Genomic DNA, 25,941 nt, shown 5'->3' with positions numbered 1-25,941 from the left:
TGTGCTTCATGCACTGGCTTTTAACACACTGTTGAGTTCTCAAGAAACGGACGCGTTCTCCGTCACCGTGACCATGGTCCCGGCTTCAGGGCGTTTCGTTCGTTCCGTTGTGCCTTTATTCTTTCAGGCCCGCTTTTCCGTGTCAAACCCGCCCGTTTGGAACGACTTGACTTGATCTAGCTGGCCCTACCGGAATTCCGGCCGCCCCGTTTCCGGAGCAACCCTTCAAACTTACTCCGTTGCCCGGTTCGTGTCGAATCGAGCCACATCGAGACATAACGATCTCAATGAGTGGAGTTCATCAGGGAGGGTCCCCGAGGTCTCGGCGCTGCCGCCGACTCTCTCGGGCCTGGTGAACTTTATGGACCGCGCCCCACCTCGTCAAATCAACTGTGTCCACCTGCCGCGGAGGCCGCTGCCCCGCAGGTCAGCGGGGCAGCGTGGCGGACATCGTCGCCACGACCACGCTGACCAGTCCCTCGACGACCTCGGCCCGGTCCACCTCGGGGTGCTCCAGCCACCAGTCTCCGGTGGCCTGGACCATGCCGACGAAGGCGTGTCCCAGCACCTGGGCCCGGACCGGGTCGGGGACCGCCGACTCCGCCGCGATGACGGCACCGAGCTCTTCGCCGAGGCTGCGCACGATGGCGGTCATCTGGGAGTGGGTCCGGCTGTCCTCTGCTCCGGCCCGGTGGAACAGGAAGCGGTAGAGGTTGAGGTTGGCGGCGATCATGTCGAGGTAGGCGGTGATGGTCGACCGGGCTCGGCTGCGCAGGTCCGTCCTGTCCCGGTCGAACTCCGGGCGCAGCAGGCTGACCACCGTGCGGACGTGCCGGTTGGCCAGGGCCTGGTACAGCCCGCTCTTGTCGCCGAAGTGCCTGTAGAGGATGGGCTTGGTTATCCCGGCCTCGGCGGCGATCGAGGCCATCGACGCCTCCGGCCCCTCCCGCCGGATCACCCGGTCCGCGGCGTCCAGCAGCGCTCGCCGCCTGTCGGGATCCCGTCCGCTCACCGTCTCTTCCCCTCTCAGAGGGAAACAGCATAGGTCTCGCCCGTCGGAGAGACGTGAAGGCGGGCAGGGCCGCTGGTGCGCCGACAGGACTAGAAAGCGCCATAACGGCGCATTTACGTATATCCCACGCACTTCGGGGCAGGGTGAGAGCTCCGTCCGGCAGCGCGCCGTACGGCCGGAGACCAGTTGAGCAGGGGGATCTCAATTGTCGGAGACAACGGGGAGACAGATTCAGGGGAGACAACTGTCGGGGACAGTGCGCGGAGCAGCCAGACGCGGGGCGCTGTGGCTGCTGAAGCGGGTCAACGAGAGACGGACCCGCCACGCGCCCGCGCCGGATACGGGGACGGTCCGTATCCTGCTGCAGCACGCCTACGGGATGGGCGGCACCATCCGGACCGTGCTCAACCTCGCGGGATACCTGGCGCGGGAGCGCGATGTGGAGATCGTCAGCATGATCCGGACAGCGGAGGAGCCGTTCTTCCCGATCCCGCCCGGCGTGCGGGTGTCGTTCCTGGATGACAGGACCAGACCCCGCGGCTGGATCCCCCGGCTGCTGTCACGTTTCCCGAGCGTGCTGATCCCGGAGCAGGAGAACGTCTACCGCTCGGTCACGCTCTGGACCGACCTGCGGCTGGTCGGTTTCCTGCGGTCCATGCGCACCGGTGTGGTGATCTCCACCCGGCCCGGGTTCAACCTGGTCACCGCGCTGTTCGCGCCCCCGGGAGTCCTGACCGTCGGCCAGGAGCACGTGGCTCTCGACATCCACTCCCCGAGATCCGGCGGCTCATCAAGCGGCGGTACGGCAGGCTGGACGCCTTCGTCACCCTCACCGAAGCCGATCTGCGCCAGTACGCCAAGGCGCTGAGGACCGACCCGCCGGGACGGCTGCTGCGCATCCCCAACGCCGTGCCCGACCTGGCCGGTGACATCTCGCCGCTGGAGGAGAAGGCCGTCGTCGCCATCGGCAGGCTGGTGCACGCCAAGGGCTTCGACCGCCTGGTCAGGGCCTGGGCGCATGTCGCGGCGGCGCATCCGGACTGGGTGCTGCGCATCTACGGCCGCGGCGCGGCGAAGGCCGAGGCCAGGCTCCGCGCCAGAATCGAGGACGCGGGCCTGCAGGACAAGGTGTTCCTCATGGGCAGCTCCCCGGAGATCGGTGTGGAGCTGGCCAAGGCGTCGGTCTACGTGGTCAGCTCCCGCTACGAGGGGTTCGGCATGACGATCCTGGAGGCGATGAGCAAGGGCGTGCCGGTGGTGAGCTTCGACTGCCCGCACGGCCCTCGCGAGATCATCACCCACGAGCACGACGGCCTGCTCGTGCGCTCCAAGAAGGCCCAGGACCTGGCCGGGGCCGTCTGCCGCCTGATCGAGGACCGGGAACTGCGCGGCACGCTGGGCGCGAACGCCGTGCGCACGGCCGCCGGCTACGACCTGGACGCCGTCGGTGCCCGGTGGGACGCGCTCCTGGCCGACCTCGGGCAGGAGCAGGCCGTCACGGTCGCCCCCCGTCCTCCTTCCCCGGCGGCCTCCCCGGCGCTCGCGGGCCTCCCCCGGGCGGGCGCGGGCGGGCGGATACAAGCGGGATGAAGGCAAAGATCCGGTAATCTGCCCGTCATCTCCAGGAGGTGACGGGTGGCCGGATCGAGTGCCGTGGCGGTGCCGGGCTACGAGGTGTCCGGCGTCCTCGGTCAAGGTGGTTTCGGGATCGTCTACCGGGCCCGGCAGCTGGCCGTGGACCGCGAGGTCGCGCTCAAGGTCGACAATCGGGTGCTGGTCTCGGAGCGGGACAGGCGCCGCTTCATGCGTGAGGTCACCTCGGCGGGCGCCCTCTCCGGGCATCCGCATGTCGCCCACGTCTACGACGCCGGGGTGCTGCCCGACGGCCGGCCGTACATGGTGCTGGAGCTGTGCCCCGGCGGATCGCTGCTGGACCGGATGCGGGCCGAGGGACGGCTGGCGCCGGCCGAGGTGGCCGACATCGGCATCCGCATCGCGGACGCGCTGGCGGCCGCGCATGCCGCGGGGGTGCTGCACCGCGACATCAAGCCCGCCAACATCCTGATCAACCGGTACGGCAACGTGGTGCTCTCCGACTTCGGCCTGGCCACCATGCCGTCCGCGGGCGGTGAGGCGTCGGTGACCCGCGAGTCGCTCACCCCCGCCTATGCCCCGCCCGAGGCGTTCGAGCTGAGCGAGCCCGCCGCCGCCGGAGACGTCTACTCCCTGGCCGCGACGCTCTACGCGCTGCTGTCGGGCCGCCCGCCGAGGTTCCCGGAGAGCGGCGTGGCCAACATAGCCGTCATCATCGCCCTGCACCGGCTGCCCGTCCCGGACATCCCGGGCGTGCCGCTGGAGCTCACCGCGCTGCTCCGGCAGGCCATGGCCTCCGATCCGGCCCAGCGCACCCCCTCGGTGGCGGCGCTGCGGGACGCCCTCACCGACCTGCGTCTGGACCGCGGCGCCCCGGCGCCCCGACCGGTCACCCCGCCCTCCGTCCCCTCCGCCGCCGGCCCCGCCACGGGCCCCTCCCCCACTCCCCCTTCGGGACACTCGGGCGCTTCGGGGCACTCGGGGCCTTCGGGGCCTTCGGGGCCTTCGGGGCACTCGGGGCCTTTCATCGGGTCGTCCGCGCCGTACGGCGCGCCGGCCGTCCAGCCCGCGAGGGGCGGGGAGCCGGTGCGCGCGCACCTGACCTCGCCGGGCCTGCGCGGTGTGACGGACACCCAGTCCCCCGCCGCGGTGGGCGGCGCGGCCCCCGGCGGGTCGAACGTCCGGGTGTTCGCCGCGGTGGCCGCGGCCTTCACGATCCTGCTGCTGGCCGGGGTGGGGCTGATGTTCCTGGAGAACCGCGATCCGGACCCGCCCACCGGTCAGCAGAGCGGCGCCGACAGCCGGCCGGCCGGCACGGAGGGGGTCGGGCGGGTCGCCACGGTCACGGCCGGCTGCCCGGCCGCGGCGGTGCCCGGCGCGCGGGCGGCCTGCGTGAAGGAGGCCGAGTGCTGGGGCGGGATCGTCAGCATCTCGGGCGACTCGACGGCCAAGCGGATCGGCTGCGAGGAGTCCCATTCCTGGGAGACCTTCGCGATCGCCCCTCTGCCGGCGGACTCCCTCACCTACGACGCCTCCGCTCTGGAGAAACACCCGTCGGTGAAGAAGGTGTGCGCGACGCAGGTGATGCTCGCCTCCCGGCACGGTGACGCCCGCACCGCCGCGCCCGCCGGCAAGTGGCGGAGCGCGGTCCTGCCCCCGTCGAAGGAGCAGTTCGGTCTGGGCGTGCGGACCTACCGCTGCCTGGGGGGCGTGCTGGGTTCGGAGGCTCCCGGCACCTTCTTCCGCCCCTGACCAGGTGTCCGCCTTCCACCCCTGACCCGGTGTCCACCCCGGGCCGCTCCCCCCTGCCCCCTCACCTCGTCCTCCCCGTCCCCGCTCTCTCCCTCTGAGCCGGCGAGGCGGCTCCACCGCACCCCGCTGACGACCATCTCTGGATGCAAGCTGACATTCTTGGACACGAAGGGGGTGTCAGACGATGGTTGAGGCAAAGATCGGTGTGACCGGGCTGGCGGTAATGGGGGCGAACCTCGCCCGCAACCTGGCCAGGCACGGGCACACGGTAGCCGTCCACAACAGGTCGCAGTCCAGGACCAAGGCACTGATCGAAGAGCACGGAGACGAGGGCGCGTTCGTCGCCTGCGAGACCCCGGAGGAGTTCGTCGCGGCGCTTGAGCGCCCTCGGCGCATCATCATCATGGTCAAGGCCGGCGCGCCGACCGACGCGGTGATCGAGGAGTTCGCCCCCCTGCTGGAGCCGGGCGACATGCTCGTGGACGGCGGGAACGCGCACTTCCTCGACACCCGCCGGCGGGAGGCGGCGCTGCGCGAGCGGGGCGTCCACTTCGTCGGGGCCGGGGTGTCCGGCGGCGAGGAGGGCGCGCTGCTGGGACCGAGCATCATGCCGGGCGGCTCCCGGGAGTCCTACGAGGCGCTGGGCCCGCTGCTGGAGGACATCGCCGCGAAGGTGGACGGCGTGCCCTGCTGCACGCACATCGGCCCTGACGGCGCCGGACATTTCGTCAAGATGGTGCACAACGGTATCGAGTACGCCGACATGCAGCTCATCGCCGAGGCCTACGACCTGCTCAGGCAGGGGCTCGGCCTGAGCCCCGCGGAGCTGGCGGACGTCTTCGAGGAGTGGAACAAGGGGGAGCTGTCCTCCTACCTCATCGAGATCACCGCCGAGGTCCTCAGGCAGGTCGACGCCGCCACCGGCGGGCCGCTCGTGGACGTCATCGCCGACCGGGCCGAGCAGAAGGGCACCGGCCGGTGGACCGTCCAGATCGCGCTGGACCTGGGGGTCCCGGTGAGCGGCATCGCCGAGGCGGTGTTCGCCCGCTCGGTCTCCGGCCACGCGGAGCTGCGGCAGGCCGCGCGCGGCCTGCCCGGCCCCACTGGGGCGCCGGCCGGGTCGGTCGGCGAGGGGTTCGCGGAGGACGTGCGGCGGGCGCTGTACGCGTCGAAGATCATCGCGTACGCGCAGGGGTTCGACCAGATCAGGGCGGGCAGCGCGGAGTACGGCTGGGACGTCGACCCGGGCGCGCTGGCCACGATCTGGCGGGGCGGCTGCATCATCCGGGCGGTCTTCCTCGACCGCATCCGCGAGGCCTACGAGCAGGACACCCCGCCGGTGACCCTGCTGACCGCCCCCCTGTTCGCCGAGGCCCTGGGCCTGGCCCAGGAGTCCTGGCGACGGGTGGTGGCGAAGGCGGCGGAGCTGGGCATCCCGGCGCCCGGTTTCTCGACCGCGCTGGCCTACTACGACTCCCTGCGGGCCGAGCGCCTGCCCGCGGCCCTGATCCAGGGGCAGCGGGACTTCTTCGGCGCGCACACCTACCAGCGGGTGGACCGGGAGGGCTCCTTCCACACCCTCTGGTCCGGTGACCGCTCGGAGGTCGGGGCCTGAGGACCCGCTCCCGTCGTGCCGGTGGCAGGCGCCGTCCGGACGCCTGCCACCGGCGATGCGCGGAGCTCAGGCGTGGGCGAACTCCATCCGGACGGGGTCCTTGTCGGCGAGAACGATGACGACGCCCGTGGTGCGCGTCCAGGCGTCGGAGATGAGGAAGTAGCGTCCGCCGGTGTGGTCCAGGAGACGCAGGCCCGTGTACCGGTACCGGTAGGTGCTCTTGTCGTCCTGGAGGGGTGTCTCGACGACTCCTGGAGCGGTCAGGTGGAGCCGCTGCGGGCTGTAGACGGTCACCTTGGTGAGGGCGCCGGGCCTGACTCCGTCAGCCAGGGTGTTGCCGAGGACCGTCGCGTAGTGGGAGGTGCCCCAGAAAAGGGCGAAGCCGACGCTGAGCACGACGAAGGCACGCAGCGCCATTTCACGGGCGGGCGGCGCGCCGCCGGGGAGTGAGGCGCGGACATGAGCGGCGTAATACGCCAGCAGAACACCCGCGCCGATGCTGAACGGAAAAGCGACATAGACGAACGCGCCCCACGCGGGGACGTACCCGAGCAGCCAGACGAGGGCGGGCAGCACCAGCCAGGCCAGCGACAGCGTCCGCAGGAGGTAGGCGGTGAACCGGCTCGGCCTGCGCAGGGTCCGGGTGAGCCACTGGTCGAGATACAGCCACGCGAAGCCGGCCGCTCCGACGATCAGGAGGAGCACCAGGACCGGGCGGACGCTGCGCAGCACGTAGTCGCTGGTGGACATGCCGAGGATGCTCTCGATGATGCCGAGCCTGCGCGCCATCACGTCGCTGCGTTCCCAGCCGAAATAGAACAGCAGCGCGGTGACGACCGTCGCGTTCGCGAGGATGGCCGAGACCCATTGCAGCAGGGTGGAGTTCCCCGCCACGGCCTGCAGCCCCTCCGCGGCTTCCGCCGGCACCGTCGGAAGCGCCGGTGCCGGTTCTGACGGTGCCGGTTCTGACGCCTCCGGCTCCGATGGAGCCGGAGCCGCCGGTGCCGGTTCCGACGGTTCCGGCGGCGTCGGTTCTGCGGGTGTGGTCAACCGGTCTCTCCCGTGGGCTCGCCGTCCGGAGCCGGGGACGTGCCGTCTGGAGAGGTGGGGTCGCCGGGCGGCGGGTCGTCGGTGCCTCCCTGGTCCGTCGGCGAGGGATCGTCGGTGCCTCCCTGGTCCGTCGGCGGCGGGTCGTCGGTGCCTCCCTGGTCCGTCGGCGGCGGGCTGTCGAGAACGTCGGGCGGGCAGGCGGCGAAGGAGGACTTGGGCTTCCGCCGGATGAGGCTCGCCTCCGCCACGTAGAGGAAGCACATGAACTGGGGCGTGTCCGTCCTGACGGCGCCGGCGAACGCCTTCTTGGCGGCCGCGCCCCTGCCCTCGCACAACGCGATGCCGACGCGGAGCAGCAGGACCGTGTTCTTGTCGTCGATCGCGTACGCGGGGTCGCTCTGACGCTCGTCGAGCTGCGCGCGGGCCCCGGAACAGTCCTTCTCCAGCAGGAGGTCGTAGATGCCGCCGGGACCGCTGTTGACTCCGGTGTTGCCTATCGGCAGGTCGAGCGGCCCGTAGTGCGGGTCGTCCCCACCGCCTGCCGTCTTTTCCTCCTGCGCCTGACCTTGCCCGCCGTCATCCGGGGAACCGTCCAGCACGCTGTTGCCGCAACCGCCCACCAGCGTCAGGGTGACGAAGACGGGGAGCAGTCTCCTGAGGCCGAGATTCACCGTTCTCTCCGTTCCAGAGAAGTGATGGCCACAGCATGACAAACAAGGATCTCGCTGGGAACACGTTGAGTAGGGGGCTACTCACATCACCCGGCCGGAGCGGTGTGCCGGTGTCGAGGAAGACCGGCGCGAAGAAGATCGCGACGGCGTGTCCGGCGGAGGCCGACGGGTGGGCCTGCCGCTGGGCCGCCGGGACCGGCCGGTTCCGCCCGGCGGCGTGCTCGCCGGGCACCACCGGCGGTCAGGCGGCCAGGTCCAGCGGGATGACCTGGCCCGCCGTACGGCGCAGGCGGCGGTTGAGGGCTCCCGGGCGGGAGACCACGACGACCAGGACGCCCCGGCCGGACAGCCAGCCGGCGGACTCGGCGAAGACGCCGTCGCCGGAGCCGATGACCACGCGCTCGAACCGGTCGGCGAGGTGGTCGAGGCGGATCACCTCGCCCAGCGCCGCGTCGGCCCCGTCCGGGCCGGAGCGGACCAGGAGTTGGATCCCGGCCAGGGCCAGGCCGACGGGGAGCATGGCGCCGTGGTTGACCGCGACGACGTATTGGTCCATCCCGCCGATGGGGACGCGTTCGCGGTAGCGGTCCATCATGGCCTGGACGTCTCTGGTGGCGGGGCGCGCGTTTCCCACGAGGTTCTCCACGTCCAGCAGGTGGACGGCCCGACCTTCCGATAGGTTGCGCACTAAATGCCCCTTTCGGCCCAGCATTACTGCGCCATGGCCTGCACTTTAATACTGGAATTCGCTGGAACTCAAGGGAGATTCGCTGGAATTCCAGGGAGACTGGTGGAACTCCTGTTACGCTCCGGGCCGTGAGTGAATCACTGGACGCGCTGGAACGGCGGATAGCCGAGCTCCGCGCCGAGGTGCGGCGGGCGGTCAAGGCGAAGGAGAACTCGCTCGCCCGGTCGCTGCGCGGCGACCTCCGCCGGGCCGAGCAGGCGTGGGACGCGGCGGTCGGCGCCGAGGAGCCCGTGCCGCCGCCCCCCGAGCCCGAGACCTCGCTGCTGCCGATCCGGGAGCAGGTGCACCAGGCGCTGGCCCTGCTCGGCGTGCCCACCGCGGCCAAGCTGATCGTGGCGGTGAACGACGCGTTCTTCTCCGGCGCGCTGCGCGGCCCCCAGCTGACCAGCCTGCGCAGGGACGAGGAGCGCTCCTTCCGCAGCGACCCCTACGCCCGGCCCTACTACCTGTGCGCCGCGCTGACCGACCGTCTCTCCCCAGCGCGGGGGCTGCTCGCCGACAGCACCTGGGCGCCCGAGCTGCGGGTGCTGGGGCCGCTGAGCCCCCGCGTCGACTTCCTCACCTCGACCATGCGCATCGCCGAGCACCTCGCCCGGCTGGCCGAGCCGCCGCCGGGGGCGCTGCGGCTGCTGTCGCGGATGGCGCACAACATCCCCGGTGCCGTCGAGGGCCCCGTCCAGGCCGACCCCGTGACCGCGCTCCGCGCGGCCCGGGCCGAGCTGGAGGTGCACCGGGCGGCCGACGCCGCGCACCGGGCCGAGGTGGCGGCGCGGGCGAGCAGGCAACTACCGGACGTGGAGCGCCTGTTCGGCGCCGCCGCGATGAACAACTTGAGCGCGATGAGCAACTTGAGAGGGGCCTGTTGATGGACAGGCGGAACACGGCGTGGACGGCCGGTCCACCGGAGACGCCCGCCGGCCGGACGGGGCGCGCCACGTGCCCCGGCCGGCTGATCGGCGGCCGGGACACGGCACGCGCCGGCGGCACCGGGGGTGGCCGGTGAACCGGCTCGACGAGCTGCGCGGGCCGGTGCCGCCCCGCGCCCACGACGCCCGGGCCATCGCGGCCCTGGCCGCCAACCCGGGCTGTGCCCGCCGGGCGCTGATGGACGCCGCCGGGGTGGACAAGGACCGCACGGCCCGGCACCTCGGCTTCCCGGCCCCCTTCGGCCAGTCCCAGTTCGCGATCACCCGCGGGAACGTGTTCGAGTCGCTGGTGAAGGAGAACGGCTGCGCCGAGCTGCTGCGGCTCCTGCGCGAGCTGCTCGGACTGCCCGTCGCCCAGGTCGGTTACCAGGACGTGGAGAGCGTCGGCTCCCACCTGCGCCACTCCCACACCCGGACACTGGTCGACCGGGCGGCGCGCGAGCACGACGGCACGGCGGTCTTCTACGACCATCCGCTGTTCAGTCTGGAGATCGCCGGACACACCTCCTACCTGGAGCCCGACGTGGTGGCCTTCCAGGTCGGCGGGCGCTTCCACATCGTGGAGATCAAGTCCTTCAGCGTGATCGACGGCCAGGCCGAGCCCGAGAAGGTCGCGGCGGCGGCCAGGCAGGCCGCGGTCTACGTGCTGGCGATGCGCACGCTCCTGGCCGACCTCGGGCACGACCCCGAGCGCGTCTCCCACGACGTGGTGCTCGTCTGCCCGGAGAACTTCGCCAACCGGCCGACCGCGACGCTGGTGGACGTGCGCAAGCAGCTCGCCGTCCTCAAACGGCAGCTCGCCCGGATGACCAGGGTCGACCGCCTGCTCGAAGGGCTCCCCGAGGGGGTCACCTTCGACCTGGCCCCCGACGGGGACGGCGTGCCCACCCGCTCGGCGGAGGAACTGGCCCAGGCACTGGCCAGGGTGCCCGCCCGCTACGCGCCCGACTGCCTGTCCACCTGCGACATGTGCATGTTCTGCCGCGACGAGGCCCGCGGCAGCGGCTCCACCGACCTGCTCGGCCGGCAGATCCGCGACCAGCTCGGCGGAGTCTGCGGCATGACGGAGGCACTGGGCCTGGCCGAGGGCACCGTCGAGCCCGCCGAGGGCCAGGAGGAGATCGCCCGCCTGCTCCGCCTGGCGGAGCGCCTGCGCGAGGAGTGCCTGCGATGAGCCGGCGGAGCGAGCGGCCCGGCGGGCACGGCGCCCGCCGGACCGGCGGAGCGAGCGGCCCGGCGGGCACGGCGCCCGCCGGACCGGCGGAGGAGGCGGCGTGAGCGAGCGAGCCGACAAACACAGCAGCGCAGCGCTCACGGAGCCGACGGAGGAGGTGACGTGAGCGCGCGGAGCGAGCGAGCCGACAAACACAGCAGCGCAGCGCTCACGGAGCCGACGGAGGAGGTGACGTGAGCGCGCTGACGGCGCTGGCGCGGCTGCGCGCCATCCGGGACGGGGCCGCCCAGCCGATCACCACGGTCCGGCACTGCCACATCGCCCCGCACCCGATGGTGTTCATCCCGCTCAAGCTCGCCGGCGAGGCCGCCGCGCCGCTGGCCGCCATGGTGGGCACCGATCCGGACCACCCCCGGCTGCTGGTGGTCCCCCAGCCCCGCAACCGGGACCTGCGCTTCGCCTTCACCGCAGAGCTGGCCGAGGTGCTCCTGCCGTACGTCGAGGGGTTCGAGAAGACCACCGAGACGGTCGAGAGGAAGGGCGGGGAGCCGTACGAGCGGTGCCTGGACGCGCCGCAGCTCCTGGTGCCCAACCGGCCGGCGGCCGCCTTCACCGGGCTGTTGGGCCGCTCCACCCGCTTCCGCAGAGCCGACGGGCCCTATCCGGTGCACCCGTCGGTGCCACTGCTGGGGCGGTGGCTGACCTACTTCGCCGACCGGTCGCGGCAGCCGGGCTCCTGCCTGCTGCTGGTGGCCACCGAGGCGCTGAGCATGCACTGGGCGACCGGGCAGAGCGGCCTGGAGGACGCCAACCTGGCGGCGCTGCTGGGGTGGATCGCCCCTCCCCCGGGGATGAGCGGCCGGCGGGCCGCCGAGGAGGCCGAGGACCCGCTGCTCTGGCCACCGGCCGGCCCCGCCACCGACCCGGGCTTCGACAACGAGGTGCTCGGCCCCGCCGTACGGGCCTACGAGGAGGCCCCGACCGACCATGCCGTGGAGCGCCTGACCCAGGCGCTGCGGACCCAGCTCGAACCGACCTGGCGGCTGATGTGGCAGGCGGCCGGCCTGCTGCGCGCGCTGCCCGAGGGCGGGCGGGTGAAGGACCGCTGGGACGCCGACCGCGGCTCGTTCACCAGGTTCGTCGAGCGGCTGGCCGAAGGCGGGCCGCCGCAGGCGCGCAGGGACGGCGCGGTCGGCGCCGCGGCACGGCTGGCGGGGCTGGAGCGGGCCCGGGCGAGCTACGACGTGCAGCGGGCCTACGACGACCCGTTGATCATGGCCGAATACCGGCTGACCGGTGAGGCGTTCGCCGGGACGGTGACGGGCGCGGACCCCGAGCACACCGAGGGCGAGGGCCGCTCGCGCAAGCTGCGGCCGCTGATCACGGTCCGGACCGACGACCCGGTACGGCTGGCCCCCGGCGCCACGGTCGGCAGCCCCGACCGGCGCGGCCACGCCGCCGAGATCGTCGAGATCGCCGGCGACGAGATCACTCTGAAGGTCACCAAGGGGATGGGCCGGGGCAGGACGCCCGCCCCCGGCGCGGTGCCCGAGCCGGGTGAGCGGGTCTCCTACACCTCGCTGACCGACGACTTCCAGACTTCGGCGGCGCTCCCCGACCCCGAGCGGACGCCGTGGACCCACGGCGGCCCGCCGGAGGAGTACGTGCCCAGCGACGACGACGCGCAGGAGGAATGGTCGTGAACGGTCAGCAGGCGGGCGCGGCATGACGCCCCAGCAGGAGGCGGCGGCCGTCGTCGAGGCGGTCCTGGCGGATCTGCCCCGCAACCGGGGTGTGGTGGTCGACTCCCCTCCCGGGGCGGGCAAGTCCACCCTGGTGGTCAGGGCCGCCGGGCACATCGCCGAGACCGGCGAGCCGCTGATGATCGTCGCCCAGACCAACGAGCAGGTCGACGACCTGGTGGAACGGCTCGCCACCGAGCACCCCGACCTCACGATCGGCCGCCTGTCGGCCGGCGGCTACGTCACCCCGGGCCGCGTCCTCGCCCACGCCAACGTCTCGGTCGCCGGCAAGCTGCCCGACCTGGGCGACCCGGCCGTGGTGGTCGCCACCGCCGACAAGTGGGCCTGGATCGGCGACCGGACCTGGCCCTGGGCGATCGTGGACGAGGCGTACCAGATGCGCTCGGACAAGCTGCTGCGCATCGCCTCGCTGTTCGAGCGGTCGCTGTTCGTGGGCGACCCGGGCCAGCTCGACCCGTTCTCGATCGTCGACGGCGACCGCTGGGCGGGCCTGTCGTGGGATCCGGTGCAGAGCGCGGTCTCGGTGCTGCTGCGGCACAATCCCGACCTGCCGGTGCACCGGCTGCCCGTCTCCTGGCGGCTGCCCGCCTCGGCGGCCCCGGTGGTCTCCGAGGCGTTCTACCCGTTCACCGGGTTCCGGGCCGGGACCGGGCACGCCGACCGGTCGCTGGAGCTCACCGTCAACGGCATGCGCACCTCCTACGACCGCGCGCTGGAGGAGGCGGCGGCCTCGGGCTGGGCGCTTTACGAGCTGCCGAGCCGTCACACCGTGCGCACCGACGCCGAGGCGGTGCAGGCGGTGGCGGTGCTGGCCGTACGGCTGCTGCAGCGGGCGCCGGTCGCCCACTCCGAGCGCGGCAGCCACCGTGTCACGGCCGACCGGATCGCCATCGGCGCCGCCCACCGCGACCAGGTCGCCGCGATCCGCGCGGCCGGGGTGCCGGAGGAGATCACGGTGGACACCGCCAACCGTCTCCAGGGGCGCGAGTACGACGTGACGATCGTGCTCCACCCCCTCTCCGGCCGCCGCGACGCCACGGCCTTCCATCTGGAGTCGGGGCGGCTGTGCGTGCTCACCTCCCGCCACCGGCACGCCTGCGTCGTGGTCGCCAGGGCGGGCATCCCCGAGCTGCTGGACGCCCACCCGTCGGCCGAGCCGGTCCAGCTCGGCGTGCCGGTGAAGTTTCCCGACGGCTGGGAGGCCAACCAGGCCGTGCTGGCCCATCTCGCCAAGCACCGGGTGGCCGCCCACTGAGCCGCCCCGCCGGAGATCGGTGCGGGCGGGCGCCGTCCGGAGCCCCGGACACGCCGCCCGCCGGGTGCGCGCGGGCGACCGCCGGACCTCCGGGCGTGCCGTTCGAACGGGCACCCTGCGAGCCGGGCACCCTGCGGGACGGGCGCGCCGTTCGGTGGGCGCGGGCCGGCACCGGCCCGATCCCCGGTCAGTGGGAGTGGGCCGGCACCGGCCCGATCTCCGGGTGCGCGGTGATCCAGACCATGCGCTCGCGGCTCTCCTCGTCCATCGGCGTGTAGACCACCATCCGCGTCTCCGGCGGCGACGGCAGCGCCAGGCTCGTCGAGACCGTGCGCACCAGCCCGACCGCGGAGTGCTGGAAGATCTTCATCCGGTTCCCCGGCCTGGCCACGTCGTGGGTGGCCCACATGGCCGCGAACTCCGGGCTGGCGGCCGACAGCCGCCGGACGAAGCCGGTCCAGGCGGGCTCCCGCAGGTGCCGGCCGAAGCCCGCGCGGAGCGTGGCGACCATCTGCGGCAGTTCCTCCTCCCGGTTGACCACCGAGGTGCAGCACTGCCTGGTGACGAAGAGCTGCCAGAGCGCGTTGCGGGTGGCGGGAGGCTGCACCGTCATGGACGGCAACAGCGCGGCGTAGGCGCGGTTCCAGGCCAGCAGGTCGTAGCGGCCGTTGTAGACGGCGGCGGGCATCGGGGCGAGCCGGTCGAGGATGATCTGGGTCTCGGGTTCCAGGACGGCGCCGGCGTCGGAGACGGACACGCTCGGCACGTCGGCGAGCCGGTAGAGGTGCTCGCGCTCGGCGTCGTCCAGCCGGAGCGTCCGGGAGATCGCGTCGAGCACCTGCACGCTGGCGTTGATCGGCCGCCCCTGCTCCAGCCAGGTGTACCAGGTGACGCCCACCCCGGCGAGCAGGGCGACCTCCTCACGCCGCAGGCCCGGGGTGCGGCGGCGCAGCCCCGGTGGCAGCCCCACCTCGGCCGGGGTGAGGCGGTCACGGCGGCTGCGCAGGAAGGAGGCCAGCTCGGCACGGCGGGCACGCGGGTGGGTCATGGTCACTCCCCCATGCTGGCCGACGGGCGGACCGGCTGCCAGGTACCGGCAGTACCAGGATCAGCAGGCTCCCGTTACCGGTATCGGCGCGCTCCCACACTCGTCCCCATGACCGCGATATCCACCAGGGCCCCGGCTCTGCGCACCCGTTGGCTGCTGACGGTGATCCTCACCGGGCAGTTCATGGCGATCCTGGACGTCTCCATCGTCAACGTCGCCTCTCCCGTGATCCGTTCCGACCTCGGCGCGTCCGGCTCGGGACTCCAGATGGTCATCTCGGGCTACACCATCGCCTACGCCATGCTGCTGATCACCGGTGCCCGGCTGGGCGGCCGGTACGGCGGGCGCCGGCTGTTCCTGTACGGCCTGGCGGGGTTCACCGCCGCCTCCCTCGCCTGCGGTCTGGCCGTCTCGACCGGGCAGCTCGTCGCCTTCCGGCTGCTTCAGGGCGCGGGGGCGGCCCTGATGATGCCCCAGGTGCTGAGCATGATCCAGGTGAACTTCGAGGGGGCCGCGCGGGCCCGCGCGCTCAGCCTCTACGCGACGGTGATCTCGGGGGCCGCCGTGGTGGGCCAGGTGCTGGGCGGCGTGCTGGTCTCCGCCGACCTGTACGGCACGGCGTGGCGGCCGGTCTTCCTGGTGAACGTGCCGATCGGGATCGGGCTGCTCGCCGTGGGCGCGAGGCTGCTGCCGGCCGACGGCCCGCTGCGCCACCGTGCCCTGGACCTGCCCGGCCTGGTCACCCTCTCGCTGGCGGTCAGCCTCCTGGTGGTGCCGCTGGTGCTGGGCCACGAGCAGGACTGGCCGTTGTGGGGCTGGGCCGCGATGGCGGCGAGCGTGGCGGCCGCGGGGCTCTTCGTGCTGGTGGAGCGGCGGGCCCCCGCGCCGCTGGTGCCCGCGCGGGTGCTGCGGGCCCCCGGGGTGGCCGTCTCCGCGCTGGCCGTCTTCGGGGCGATGGCGACCTACGGCGGGTTCCTGTTCGCCCTCGCCCTGCACCTGCAGGGAGCCCTGGGCGACAGCCCGCTCCGGGCCGGCCTGACGTTCGTCCCCGGCGCGGCGGCCTTCGCCGTGGTCAGCCTCAACTGGCGGCGGGTCCCCGAGCGGCTGCACCGCCGTATGATCATCGTCTCCTTCGGCGTGGCGGCGCTGGGCTATCTGGGGCTGTCCCTGGCGCTGAGCGGCGGCGGCCACGGCGAGCCGCTCCTGTGGGCGGCCCTGGCGGTGGTCGGGGCCGGGCTGGGCGGGGCGTTCAGCCCGGTGCTCGCGCTCGCGCTGTCCCGCGTCGCCCCCGGGGACGCCCCCGACGCCAGCGGGCTGTTCGTCATGGTGACCCAGCTCGGCCAGGTCGTGGGCGTGGCCACGTTCGGCACGCTGTACCTGAGCCTGGGCTCGGCGCCGGGCACCGGCGTGGCGCTGGCGGTCACGGCGCTGGTCACCGGGGTGTGCGCGCTGCCGCTGCTGCGGCGCTGAACCCCGGGTACGGCCCGCGCAGCCGTACCCGGACCGGTCAGACCGTCCGCCGCCAGACGTCGATGGCCAGCACCTGGCGCATGCCCACCGACAGGTACAGCTCCAGCGCGGGCGTGCTGTTGTTGGCGTCCACGTGGAGATAGGTGCCCACCCGGCCGCGCCGGGCGTCGTCCGCGAAGGCCCTGCGGAGCATGAACCGGCCGAGCCCGCGGCCCCGGAAGGCCGGCAGCACGGCCAGTTGGCGCACGTAGCCGCAGTTCTCGTCGCCGGCGAAGGCGTTGGTGCCCAGCAGCATCGCCACCGGCTCGCCGTCGATCCGGGCGACCGTCAGCTGCGACCAGTCGCCGCTGGCCGAGGAGTCCAGCTCCTCGTGCCACTTGTCGTAGTCCTTGGGGGTGAACCCGAAGTGCTCGGCGAAGCCGGCCTGCTGGACGGCGTGTCCCTGGCGGCGGACCTCGTCGGTGATCCCCTGGTGGACCGAGAGGCCGGGCGGGAGGGCGGGGTCGGGGACCGAGGTCCCGTGGTCGACCAGCAGCCGGATGAAGCTGGTCGCCGCGCTGAACCCGCGGGCGGCGGCGATGGCCCGCTTGCCGCTGTCCTCCCGGTACAGGCCGATGTCCAGCACGGCCCTGTCGTGACCGAGCCCGGCCGTGATCTGCCCGGCCCGCTCGGTCACGGTGTCCCAGAGCCCGCCGGTCAGCCCGGGGGCGTCGGGATGTACGGCCACGTCGATGTCGACGTTGTCGCTTGTGCCCTTGCGGCAGGCCCAGGCCCAGGCGACCAGGCGCCCGGCCCCGTCGTGGACGACCCAGCCGTCGGTCTCCCTGTCGAAGGAAGGATCGTTCAACTGGTCGACGACGTCGTCGAAGGTCATGTCCGCCTTGCCGATCACCTGCGTGTCGCACAGGGAGATCAGCTCGTGGATGTCGTGCGCGTCTTCGGCCCGAGGCCGCCGGGTGACGTACCCGGCGGCGGTGGCGGTTGTCTCCATGAGCACAACCTGCCCGGGGTGACTTGGGGCCGGCTGGGTCATGGCTTGGCCTCGGCGCCCGGCGTCAGTCGAGGACCGGGGCCGGGACCGGGGCCTCGGCGTCGGCGCCCTGCTCGGGGGCCCCGCGCAGCGGGATCTCCTTGATGAAGGCGGCCAGCAGCGGCACCACGACGGCGAACAGGATCGCCCACCAGAACACGCTGGAGATGGAGCCGGCCAGCGACTCCAGGAAGCCGGCCCGGACGTTGGCGGGCAGCTCGTGCAGGGCGGCGGGGTTGAACTGGCCGCCGCTGGAGGCGAGCTTGTCGCCGACGGGGCCCAGCTTGCTCTCCAGGTTGGAGGTGAGCTGGTTGTTGAAGACCGCGCCGAACAGCGAGACGCCGAACGAGCCGCCGATGGAGCGGAAGAAGGTGGAGGCGCTGCTGGAGACGCCCAGGTCCTTCTGCTCCACGCTGTTCTGCGCGATCAGCATGGTGGTCTGCATCAGGAAGCCCATGCCGAGGCCGAGCACCGCGATGAACACGCCGGTCTGCCAGGCGGGCGTGTTGACGTCCATCAGCGACAGCAGCCACATGGCGACCGCCATGATGACGCCGCCGAGGACCGGGTAGACCTTGTACTTGCCGGTCTTGGTGATGGCCTGGCCGACGAAGAGCGAGACCACCATGGCCGAGCCCATCATCGGCAGCAGCAGCAGGCCCGAGTTGGTGGCCGAGGCGCCCTGGACCGTCTGCTGGAACAGCGGCAGGAAGTTGATGGCGCCGAACATCGCGAAACCGAGCAGGAAGCCGACCAGGGAGATCAGCGTGAAGTTGCGGTTGCGGAACAGGTTGAGCGGCATGATCGGCTCGGCGGCGCGGCGCTCCACCGGGATGAACAGCGCCAGCGTGACCACGGCGAGCGCGGCCAGGCCGAGGATCTGCGGCGAGCCCCACTCGTAGTCGTTGCCGCCCCAGGTGGTGATGAGGACCAGCGCGGTGATGCCGATGGACAGCAGGGCCGCGCCGAGCCAGTCGATGCGGTGCTCGGTGCGGTATTTGGGGAGCTTCAGCTTGGCCGCCAGCAGCGCCAGCGCGATGAACCCGACGGGCAGGTTCACGTAGAAGGCCCAGCGCCAGTCGAGATGGTCGGTGATGAACCCGCCGACGAGCGGACCGGCGATCATCGCCAGTGACATCACGCCGGCCATGATCCCCTGGTACTGGCCGCGCTCGCGGGGCGGGACGAGGTCACCGATGATCGCCATCGCGTTGACCATCAGGCCGCCGGCGCCGAGGCCCTGGAGCGCGCGGAAGGCGATGAGCTGGGCCATGCCGTCGCCGGGACCGCCCAGCATCTCGGATCCGGCCATGCCGCAGAGCACGGAACCGATCATGAAGATGACGATCGAGGCGAGGAAGATGTTCTTCCTGCCGTACAGGTCGCCGATCTTCCCCCAGATGGGGGTGGAAACGGTGGTGCCGAGCACATAGGCCGTCACCACCCAGGACAGGTGGGTCAGCCCACCCAGCTCACCGACGATCCGGGGCATGGCGGTGCCGACGATCATGTTGTCGAGCATGGCCAGGACCATCGCGAGCATCAGGCCCGGTAGCACTACCATGACCTCACGCCGCCGCACTGGTGCGGCTGCGGTCTCCTTCACCTCTTGTCGCCCCCTAAGGCAATGATCTTACTTACTTGCCGACCGGCTAGTGTCGGATATGCTGGGAATGTAGGCCGATCACTTACCGGCCGTCAAGTTGATTTCGCTGCAAAGGGAACCATGAGGGAAAACGCCGATACGCGCACCCGGATCCAGGAGACCGCCCTGAAGCTCTTCGTCGAGCAGGGTTACGAGGCGACCTCGCTCCGCGAGATAGCGGAGGCCCTCGGCGTGACCAAGGCCGCCCTCTACTACCACTTCAAGAGCAAGGACGAGATCGTCACCAGCCTGGCGGAGAACCGGCTGCACGCGGTCGAGGAGCTGGCCGCCTGGGCCGCCTCCCAGCCCCGCACCGACGAGACCCGCCGGGAACTGGTCCGCCGCTACTCCGAGGACCTGCACCGGGGCCGGCACCACGAGATCATGCGCTTCTTCGAGCGCAACCAGACCGCGCTGAAACATCATCCGGTGATGGAGAAGACCCGCGGCCGGATGTTCGAGCTGTTCGCCTTCCTGGCCGACCCCGCCGATCCGACGGCCGTCCGGCTGAAGAACTCGATGGCCCTGTTCGCCCTGCACGCGGCCTGGTTCATCCTCAAGGACGACGTCTCCGACGACGAACGCAGGGCCGCCGCCCTGGAGGTCGCGCTCGAACTCCTCCAGCGGTGAGCGTGCTCATCGACCCGCCGGACTGGCCGGGTCCGCACGGCATGCTCTGGTCGCATCTGGTCAGCGACAGCTCGACCGAGGAACTGCACGCCTTCGCCGCCCTGCTGGGCGTGCCGCCCCGGGCGTTCGACCGCGACCACTACGACGTCCCCGAGACCGTCTACGACAGGGCGCTCGAACTGGGGGCGGAGGCCGTGTCATCGCGCGAGCTGCTCACCCGGCTCGTCGCCTCAGGTCTGCGCCGACGCAAGACACGTCCCTGAATCGACGACCCGCACGCATCCCGTCCCCGATGCGCGAGATTCCGCATGGATCTCGACGTGCCGGGCATGACCGCCCTCTGAAAGGCATCGTCGCACGTCAAAGGGGAAACCATGCTCAACGACAAGACGATCGCGTTCCTCGTGGCCCCGGAGGGGATCGAGCAGGTCGAGCTCACCGAGCCGTGGCAGGCCGTCAAGCAGGCGGGGGCGACACCCCGGCTGATCTCCACGCGACCGGGCGAGGTCCAGGCGTTCAACCACCTCGACAAGGCCGACCGGTTCCCGGTGGACGAGACGGTCGACGAGGTGCTGGTGGCCGACTTCGAGGGACTGGTGCTGCCCGGCGGCGTCGCCAACCCCGACTTCCTGCGGACCGTGCCGAGCGCCGTCCAGTTCGTCAAGGACTTCTTCGACACGGGCAGGCCGGTGGCGGCCATCTGCCACGCGCCCTGGACCCTGATCGAGGCCGACGTGGTGCGGGGCCGCAAGCTCACCTCCTGGCCCAGCCTCCGGACCGACCTGCGCAACGCCGGGGCGGACTGGGAGGACCGCGAGGTCGTGATCTGCACGGCGGGCCCGAACACCCTGGTGACCAGCCGCAAGCCCGACGACCTCAAGGCCTTCTGCCAGGCCGCCGTGGACGCGTTCGCGGGCTAGAGGAGTGAGTCCTGAGTCGTTTGGGCCGCGGGAACAGCCAAGCGCGTCGACGGTCGGGGGGAAAGGGTGGGGTGGTCGCCGAAGTCCTCCATCGAGGCCGCCTTCTTGACGGCCATCGGATGGTCGGCCGCGATCGCGAGCACGCGGCCCTCGGTCAGTGTGACAGGCCCGACGCTCATGTCGGGTTCACGGATGGGCGACCACATCAGTTGCATGTCAACGGCATTCTCGCGCAGCAGGGTGAAGGCGTCGGTGAAGTGGAACTCCTGGAGTTGGACGTCGCAGTCGAGGTAGTGGGCGCGGAACGCCTCGATCACCGGGCGCAGTCCGTTTCCCAGCGCGCCCATGACACCCAGCCGGAGAGTCCCGCTCGCTCCGAGTCCTGCGGCGGTCGCGCGGGCGAGGCCGGCCTGGATCAGGTCGTATCCCCGCCGGAGGTCATCGCGTAGCCGGCAGCCGATCGCGGTCAGGGCCACCGTACGGCTGGTGCGGTCGAACAGGGCGGCGCCAACGCGTCGCTCCTGTCTTTTGATCGACTGGCTGACCCGCGCCGAGGATACGTGCAACCGCTCGGCGGTCCGTCCGAAGTGCAGTTCCTCGGCCAGAGTCAGGAAGATCTCGATATCCCGCAGCTCCATGAACACCCATGTTTCGTTAAGTGTCAGGTTGCGGAACGCTACCCGATCCGGCGTTGATCCCGGTCAGGGTGGTGCCCGAGGCTGGGGGCTGCCTGAAAGCACCCTTTCGGCTTGTTTCGTAAGGGAACCAGTGAACATCACCACCACCGTCTCGCTGACCGTCGATGACGTGACCGCCTCGGGCGAGTTCTTCACCACCCACCTGGGGTTTGGGGAAGCTGCCGCGGCCCGGGGACCGTTTCCCTCGTCCGTACCGACCCCGACGGCATCGTGGTCCAGCCGGTCGAACGGGTCGCTCCGACCGAGGCATGACAGGTCGCCCTCGATCTTCAACGGCAACCCACCGGAAGCGGAACCACCATGTCCTTGAAGACCGTCAATACCGTTCTCGCCGCTCTTGGAGCCTTGTTCATCTTGTACGTCGGCGTGAGTTACGCGCTCATCCCGGAATCGACGGCCCCGAACTTCGGCCTGTCGAGCTGGCCGTAGGGGGACGGTGACGGCTTCCTCGTTCTCAAGGGGATCCGCGACGTCGTCTCCGGCCTGATCCTCCTCGTGCTGCTCGTGACGCGCCACCGGCGCGCCCTCGGCTGGGTGCTCCTGGTCGAGGCCTGCACCCCGATCGGGGACATGATGACCATCTTGGCGCACGAGGGTCAGCGGCCTGTCCTACCGCGAGATCACCAAGCTGAACGACTTCACCGGCGACACCCAGCTCGGGGTGGTGCACACGCACCTGCTCGCGCTCGGGATGATGTTCTTCCTCATCGTGCTGATACTGGAGAAGACCTTCACCCTGACCGCCGGCAAACTCTTCGACTGGTTCTTCTGGGTCTACAACGCGGGTCTGGCGCTGACCGTGCTCATGATGACCGTTCACGGCACCCAGACCGTACTCGGCGCTCGGACGAGTCCGGTGATCCCCGCTATCGCCGGACTCGGCCACATCCTGCTGACCATCGGCCTGATCCTGCTGTTCACCAACCTCGGCAAGCGACTCCCGGCCAAGATCGGCTGACCGGGATCCATGAGGCCTGCCGGCGGTCCTGGCCGGCCGGCTCGCGTGGACGGCACCCGGGTGATCATCGCTTCCAGCACACGGCGACAAGGACTTGCCGATGATCGACTCGCTGAGTTGATCTCTTCCGGGAAGGCGCCAGCGCTGAGGGCGTAGGCGGTGAGGTCTGCTGCCGAGTAGAGCCGCTTCGGGGTGGACGCGATGGTGTGGCCGGCCTGGTCGAGCAGGGGGGTGCCACGGACCTTCTTCCGCAGGCGCACCCCGGCGGTGCCGTGGGCACGCATCACCCGCTCCACCCGCTTGTGGTTCACCCGTGCCCCGCCCTCGCGCAGCTCGACGGTGATACGCGGGCTGCCGTAGGTGCCGTCGAACTCCGCGTGGATCTTCCTGGTCCGGGCGTCCGAGCGCTTCGGCACCGGCCGCGGCCTTCTCCGGTGCGGTGCCCGCCGGCTGAGCCTGACGCGCCCACAACCGCAGCGTCTCACGGCTGATGCCCAGGTCCCGGGCCACCGGGGCGACCGTCCGGGCCGGATCCGCCAGGTACAGCGCGACGGCATCGGCGTTGAACTCAGGCGGGTGGACCTGCATGGCCACCAGGAACTCCTTGGTCTCCAGATCTCCGTGATCGGGCACTCAAGGTGTCCACATCTCGGGGGAGGCCCGTCCACACGTCGGCAACGGTCGGCCGAGCGCGGCATTTGGTCGCGCAGGCCAATGTCCAGGCCATTTACTTTGGGTGTTCCGACAAACTCGGGCGCTTCACCCCCTGCCACCATGTCGGGCATGGATGTCACAGAGAGGTTGTCTGACCTGGTGCACTCGTCGGTGCGGCCAGGGGGTCCCGGGCTCGCGATCGGGGTCTACTCCGACGGAAGGCTGATCCAGCACGCAGCTGCCGGAATGGCCAGCGTGGAGTTCGAGGTGCCGATCGACACCGGGACGCGGTTCGACATCGCGTCGATGAGCAAGCAGTTCACGGCCACGGCAGCCCTGCTGCTGTGCCGCGACGGGCGGCTCTCGCTGGACGACGACATCCGCAAGCACCTGCCGGAGCTCAAGCTGTCCGTGCCGGTGACCGTGGCCCAGTGCCTGCGTCACACCGGTGGCCTGCGGGAGTGGCTGTCGCTGTCCATGCTGGCCGGCCGGTCGCTGACCCGGATAACACAGGCGCAGGCGCTGGCCTTCGTCGCCGGGCTGACCGAGGTCAACTTCGAGCCGGGCACCGACTTCTCCTACTCCAACACCGGCTACATCCTCGTGACGTCCGCCATCGAACGGATCACCGGGCAGTCGTTGCGCGCGTTCACGACCGAGCGCATGTTCGCCCCGCTGGGCATGACCGACACCCACTTCCGTGACGACAGCCAGGAGCCGCTGGCGAGGTACGCCTACGGTTATGACGTCTCGGAGCAGGGGGTGCGCCGCGCGGACACCGAGGAGTGCGCCGTCGGCGACGGCATGATCGTGACCAGCGTCGCCGACCTGGGGCCGTGGTTCGGCTTCCTCCACGACGGCCGGGTCCTCGGCGCCGACGTACGCGACGCGCTGCTCGAGCGGGACGCCACGGATGCTCCGTATGCCCTCGGCATCTACCACACGACGGTCAGCGGGCAGCCCGCGTTCGGCCATGCGGGCGGAGCGCCCGGCTACCGCTCTCAGCTGCTCCTGCTGCCCGAGCAGGGCATCGGCATCGCGGCGCTGACCAACAACACCTCGATCGACCCCGGCAGGGTCGGCTACCAGGCGCTGCGCCTGGCCGCCGGACTGCCCGACGAGGCCCGGCCCGCCCTCGTCGCGGACCAGGCGGCGGCCGAGGCACTGAGCGGGTTCTGGCACGACTCGGGCACCGAGACGACATTCCAGGTCGAGCCGGCGGACGACGGCAGGATCGCGCTGACCGGCGGCGGCCACCTCTCAGGCACGTTCGCGCTCACGAGCGACGGGACCTGGCACGGTGGGGACAACCGGCTGCAGGTGATCGACGGCGAGATCCTGGCGGGGTCGATCTACGCCCCGGGACGGGCCCGCGCCTTCCTGCCCTGTGCGGCGCCGGTCGAAGGCGCCATGCTGCCGGCGGCCGTCTACCTCAGCCCCGAGGTCGGAACCCTGGCCACGATCACCGATGAAGGTGTTCTGGAGCTCGGGCTGAGCCTGGTGGCGCCGATCGAGCCGGCCCCCGGCGGCTGCTTCTCCGCCGGCATGGTCACCCTCCGCCCGGACGGCGACGACCTCCTGATCAGTATCCCCGGCACATACCGGCTGCGGTTCGTCCGCCAGCCCGACGGCACCCGCCCGGTCGGTGTGCCGCCCGGGCTCAACCTCACGGCCTGAGCACGTACGGACTGACGCCACGGGGGCCGAAATAGCACCACTTCAGATCCCAACCCATATGAGGCGGTATTCGATGTCTGCCAAGCTCCGCACCCTTCTGGCCGGCGTGATGTGCGGCGCCCTGCTACTGTCCGGCTGCGCCACCAACGGTGGTGGTGGCGGCAAGGCGAACGCCGACACGCTCACCCTGGCCACCGCGGCCCCCCCGAACGTGCTCGACATCGCCCACGGCTTCAACGACGCGTCCACCCTGGTGCAGTTCGCCATCCTGGACACCGTGGTGACGCTCGGCGAGGACGGCTCGATCCAGCCGTCGCTGGCCGAGTCCTGGACCGAGCCGAAGCCCGGCACCTACGTCTTCAAGCTCCGCTCCGGCGTGGTGTTCTCCGACGGTTCCCCGATGACCGCCGACGACGTCGCCTACTCTCTGCGACGCCACACCGACCCCAAGGTCGCCTCCCAGGCGGCCAGCACGGTGATCTTGGTGAAGAAGGTCGAGGCCACCGGCGAGCACGAGGTGACGGTCGAACTGAAGAGCCCGAGCCCGACCTTCCTTCCCAACGCGGCGCTCGTCTGGCAGGTGGTGCCCAGGAAGCTGGCCGAGGCCCACCTCGCCGACCTCGGTACGCCGGAGGCTCCCACGCTGGGCACCGGCCCGTACAAGGTGGCCTCCTTCAGCGTCGACGGGCTCACCCTCGAACGCAACGACAAGTGGTGGCGCGGCCGAGCTCCCATGGCCAAGGTCAAGATCATCGGTATCAGCGAGCCTGAGGCTTTGCGGCTGGCGATCGCGTCGGGCTCGGTGGACGGCACCACGGATGTCCCGCCGCAGGACGCCCGCAAGTGGGAGGGCATGAAGCAGGTCAAGGTCCGCTTCTACCCCGGCATGTCGATCGCCTTCCTGGCGCTCAACGTCAAGGACAAGTACCTGTCCGACGTCCACGTCAGGCGGGCCATCGCGCACGCGGTAGACCGCGAGGCCGTCCAGCGGACCGCCGTCGGCGACAAGGCGTCGGCGGCCTCGACCATCCTGCCGCTGCCGCAGCTCCAGGCCCTGTACGGTCAGGCGTACGAGCAGGTGATCGCCTCGCTGCCCGCCTACCCGCACGATCTGGCGGCGGCCAAGGCCGAGATGGCGCGGTCGGCCTACCCCGACGGCTTCACGATCAAGGTCACCCACGCCACCGACGATCAGCGCGTCGACGCGCTCCAGTCGGTCGCGGCCGACCTCGCCAAGATCGGCATCCGGGTGGAGCTCAAGGCGATGCCGCGCGATGCCGAGCGGGCCAAGCGTTTCCGCCACGAGGGCCTCACCATGAGCCTGTCGCAGCTCGGCTACGGCACCCCCGACCCCGGCGAGACGCTACCCGACCTGCTCGGCAGCACCGCGGCCAAGCCGCAGGGCTTCAACTTCGCCCAGTACGCCAGCCCCGAGCTGGATGCCAGGATGGACCGGATGCTGGCCCTGAAGGGCGAGGAGCGCGAGCGGGCGGTGACGGAGATCCTCACCGAGACCGCGAAGCAGGTGCCCTATGTCCCGCTTTACTACGTTCACTATGGCATTGCGCTGAATGAGAAATTCACTGAGAAGACCGGCCCCTGGACGATCCAGCGAATCGCCTCCATCAAACCTGCCGGCAACTAGGCACAGA

The 25,941-nt window shown here is 71.2% G+C and carries 23 protein-coding genes and 3 pseudogenes; 16 read left to right on the top strand and 10 right to left on the bottom strand.

Going from position 1 to position 25,941, the window contains the following annotated elements; all coding sequences use genetic code 11:
* Positions 1-427 precede the first annotated feature (427 nt).
* Positions 428-1,012, bottom strand: a complete 585-nt coding sequence (locus ACZ6R6_RS42090) for a TetR/AcrR family transcriptional regulator (RefSeq protein ID WP_012890614.1) — start codon at positions 1,010-1,012, stop codon at positions 428-430.
* A gap of 256 nt (positions 1,013-1,268) precedes the next feature.
* On the opposite strand from ACZ6R6_RS42090, the gene ACZ6R6_RS42085 reads away from it, so the two are divergent.
* The 4 genes from ACZ6R6_RS42085 (at position 1,269) to gndA (ending at position 5,972) form a co-directional block, all read left to right on the top strand.
* The gene (locus tag ACZ6R6_RS42085; protein WP_470102528.1) at positions 1,269-1,880 is read left to right on the top strand and encodes a hypothetical protein; all 612 of its coding nucleotides are present in this window, start codon (positions 1,269-1,271) and stop codon (positions 1,878-1,880) included.
* Between the two features lie 41 nt (positions 1,881-1,921).
* Positions 1,922-2,602 carry a glycosyltransferase gene (locus ACZ6R6_RS42080; protein ID WP_470102527.1) on the top strand — a complete coding sequence of 227 codons (681 nt, stop codon included), beginning with the start codon at positions 1,922-1,924 and terminating at the stop codon, positions 2,600-2,602.
* A 45-nt stretch (positions 2,603-2,647) separates the two neighbouring features.
* Positions 2,648-4,357 carry a serine/threonine-protein kinase gene (locus ACZ6R6_RS42075; RefSeq protein WP_470102526.1) on the top strand — a complete coding sequence of 570 codons (1,710 nt, stop codon included), beginning with the start codon at positions 2,648-2,650 and terminating at the stop codon, positions 4,355-4,357.
* A gap of 184 nt (positions 4,358-4,541) precedes the next feature.
* Positions 4,542-5,972: an NADP-dependent phosphogluconate dehydrogenase gene (gndA, locus tag ACZ6R6_RS42070; RefSeq protein WP_470102525.1), complete on the top strand. Its 1,431-nt coding sequence runs from the start codon at positions 4,542-4,544 to the stop codon at positions 5,970-5,972.
* A 66-nt stretch (positions 5,973-6,038) separates the two neighbouring features.
* Here gndA and ACZ6R6_RS42065 read toward each other — a convergent pair whose 3' ends face one another.
* The 3 genes from ACZ6R6_RS42065 to ACZ6R6_RS42055 all read right to left on the bottom strand — a co-directional run bounded on the left by ACZ6R6_RS42065 (position 6,039) and on the right by ACZ6R6_RS42055 (position 8,381).
* Positions 6,039-6,899, bottom strand: a complete 861-nt coding sequence (locus tag ACZ6R6_RS42065) for a hypothetical protein (protein WP_470102524.1) — start codon at positions 6,897-6,899, stop codon at positions 6,039-6,041.
* Between the two features lie 119 nt (positions 6,900-7,018).
* On the bottom strand, positions 7,019-7,693 hold the full coding sequence (locus tag ACZ6R6_RS42060; protein WP_470102523.1) for a hypothetical protein: 675 nt from the start codon (positions 7,691-7,693) through the stop codon (positions 7,019-7,021).
* Positions 7,694-7,934: 241 nt separating this feature from the next.
* A complete protein-coding gene (locus tag ACZ6R6_RS42055) occupies positions 7,935-8,381 on the bottom strand; it encodes a PIN domain-containing protein (protein WP_470102522.1) in 447 nt (148 codons plus the stop codon).
* Positions 8,382-8,509: 128 nt separating this feature from the next.
* On the opposite strand from ACZ6R6_RS42055, the gene ACZ6R6_RS42050 reads away from it, so the two are divergent.
* The 4 genes from ACZ6R6_RS42050 to ACZ6R6_RS42035 all read left to right on the top strand — a co-directional run bounded on the left by ACZ6R6_RS42050 (position 8,510) and on the right by ACZ6R6_RS42035 (position 13,559).
* Positions 8,510-9,307 (top strand): hypothetical protein, encoded by a 798-nt coding sequence (locus ACZ6R6_RS42050; RefSeq protein ID WP_470102521.1) that lies wholly within the window; start codon positions 8,510-8,512, stop codon positions 9,305-9,307.
* A gap of 133 nt (positions 9,308-9,440) precedes the next feature.
* Entirely contained in the window at positions 9,441-10,541 is a 1,101-nt protein-coding gene (locus ACZ6R6_RS42045; RefSeq protein WP_470102520.1) for a hypothetical protein, read from the top strand.
* Between the two features lie 233 nt (positions 10,542-10,774).
* Entirely contained in the window at positions 10,775-12,244 is a 1,470-nt protein-coding gene (locus ACZ6R6_RS42040) for a hypothetical protein (RefSeq protein WP_470102519.1), read from the top strand.
* A gap of 22 nt (positions 12,245-12,266) precedes the next feature.
* A complete protein-coding gene (locus tag ACZ6R6_RS42035) occupies positions 12,267-13,559 on the top strand; it encodes an AAA family ATPase (RefSeq protein WP_470102518.1) in 1,293 nt (430 codons plus the stop codon).
* Positions 13,560-13,746: 187 nt separating this feature from the next.
* Here the strand turns inward: ACZ6R6_RS42035 and ACZ6R6_RS42030 are convergent, their stop codons facing one another.
* Positions 13,747-14,607: a helix-turn-helix transcriptional regulator gene (locus ACZ6R6_RS42030; RefSeq protein WP_470102517.1), complete on the bottom strand. Its 861-nt coding sequence runs from the start codon at positions 14,605-14,607 to the stop codon at positions 13,747-13,749.
* Between the two features lie 108 nt (positions 14,608-14,715).
* Between ACZ6R6_RS42030 and ACZ6R6_RS42025 the strand changes: the two genes are divergently transcribed.
* Entirely contained in the window at positions 14,716-16,077 is a 1,362-nt protein-coding gene (locus tag ACZ6R6_RS42025) for an MFS transporter (protein ID WP_470102516.1), read from the top strand.
* 37 nt (positions 16,078-16,114) lie between these two features.
* Here ACZ6R6_RS42025 and ACZ6R6_RS42020 read toward each other — a convergent pair whose 3' ends face one another.
* Together ACZ6R6_RS42020 and ACZ6R6_RS42015 are read right to left on the bottom strand one after the other, a co-directional pair.
* Entirely contained in the window at positions 16,115-17,068 is a 954-nt protein-coding gene (locus ACZ6R6_RS42020; protein ID WP_470102515.1) for a GNAT family N-acetyltransferase, read from the bottom strand.
* Positions 17,069-17,132: 64 nt separating this feature from the next.
* On the bottom strand, positions 17,133-18,671 hold the full coding sequence (locus ACZ6R6_RS42015; RefSeq protein WP_470102514.1) for an MDR family MFS transporter: 1,539 nt from the start codon (positions 18,669-18,671) through the stop codon (positions 17,133-17,135).
* 162 nt (positions 18,672-18,833) lie between these two features.
* Between ACZ6R6_RS42015 and ACZ6R6_RS42010 the strand changes: the two genes are divergently transcribed.
* The 3 genes from ACZ6R6_RS42010 (at position 18,834) to ACZ6R6_RS42000 (ending at position 20,302) form a co-directional block, all read left to right on the top strand.
* Entirely contained in the window at positions 18,834-19,382 is a 549-nt protein-coding gene (locus ACZ6R6_RS42010; protein WP_470102513.1) for a TetR/AcrR family transcriptional regulator, read from the top strand.
* Positions 19,379-19,645 carry a DUF4031 domain-containing protein gene (locus tag ACZ6R6_RS42005; RefSeq protein ID WP_470102512.1) on the top strand — a complete coding sequence of 89 codons (267 nt, stop codon included), beginning with the start codon at positions 19,379-19,381 and terminating at the stop codon, positions 19,643-19,645. The genes ACZ6R6_RS42010 and ACZ6R6_RS42005 overlap by 4 nt, the downstream gene beginning before the upstream one ends.
* Before the next feature lie 111 nt (positions 19,646-19,756).
* Positions 19,757-20,302, top strand: a complete 546-nt coding sequence (locus tag ACZ6R6_RS42000; protein ID WP_470102511.1) for a type 1 glutamine amidotransferase domain-containing protein — start codon at positions 19,757-19,759, stop codon at positions 20,300-20,302.
* Here the strand turns inward: ACZ6R6_RS42000 and ACZ6R6_RS41995 are convergent.
* Complete coding sequence (locus ACZ6R6_RS41995; RefSeq protein WP_470102530.1) at positions 20,299-20,940, bottom strand: LysR family transcriptional regulator; 642 nt, start codon at positions 20,938-20,940, stop codon at positions 20,299-20,301. The genes ACZ6R6_RS42000 and ACZ6R6_RS41995 overlap by 4 nt on opposite strands.
* Positions 20,941-21,450: 510 nt before the next feature.
* Between ACZ6R6_RS41995 and ACZ6R6_RS41990 the strand changes: the two are divergent.
* Both ACZ6R6_RS41990 and ACZ6R6_RS41985 read left to right on the top strand, forming a co-directional pair.
* Positions 21,451-21,591: pseudogene (locus tag ACZ6R6_RS41990) on the top strand (DUF4267 domain-containing protein); the annotation flags it as partial.
* A 13-nt stretch (positions 21,592-21,604) separates the two neighbouring features.
* On the top strand, positions 21,605-21,958 hold the full coding sequence (locus ACZ6R6_RS41985) for a DUF2871 domain-containing protein (RefSeq protein ID WP_470102529.1): 354 nt from the start codon (positions 21,605-21,607) through the stop codon (positions 21,956-21,958).
* A gap of 254 nt (positions 21,959-22,212) precedes the next feature.
* On the opposite strand, the pseudogene ACZ6R6_RS41980 reads toward ACZ6R6_RS41985, so the two are convergent.
* Both ACZ6R6_RS41980 and ACZ6R6_RS41975 read right to left on the bottom strand, forming a co-directional pair.
* Positions 22,213-22,374 (bottom strand): annotated as a pseudogene (locus tag ACZ6R6_RS41980) (IS3 family transposase); the annotation flags it as partial.
* A gap of 22 nt (positions 22,375-22,396) precedes the next feature.
* Positions 22,397-22,546, bottom strand: a pseudogene (locus tag ACZ6R6_RS41975) (transposase); the annotation flags it as partial.
* Positions 22,547-22,741: 195 nt separating this feature from the next.
* On the opposite strand from ACZ6R6_RS41975, the gene ACZ6R6_RS41970 reads away from it, so the two are divergent.
* Positions 22,742-24,289 (top strand): serine hydrolase domain-containing protein, encoded by a 1,548-nt coding sequence (locus ACZ6R6_RS41970; RefSeq protein ID WP_470102510.1) that lies wholly within the window; start codon positions 22,742-22,744, stop codon positions 24,287-24,289.
* Positions 24,290-24,362: 73 nt separating this feature from the next.
* Entirely contained in the window at positions 24,363-25,934 is a 1,572-nt protein-coding gene (locus ACZ6R6_RS41965; protein ID WP_470102509.1) for an ABC transporter substrate-binding protein, read from the top strand.
* Positions 25,935-25,941: the final 7 nt, after the last annotated feature.

This window comes from Streptosporangium sp. NPDC048886, from assembly GCF_055586905.1.
Note: the sequence above shows the minus strand (reverse complement) of the source record. Positions and strands in the feature narration are given on the sequence as shown.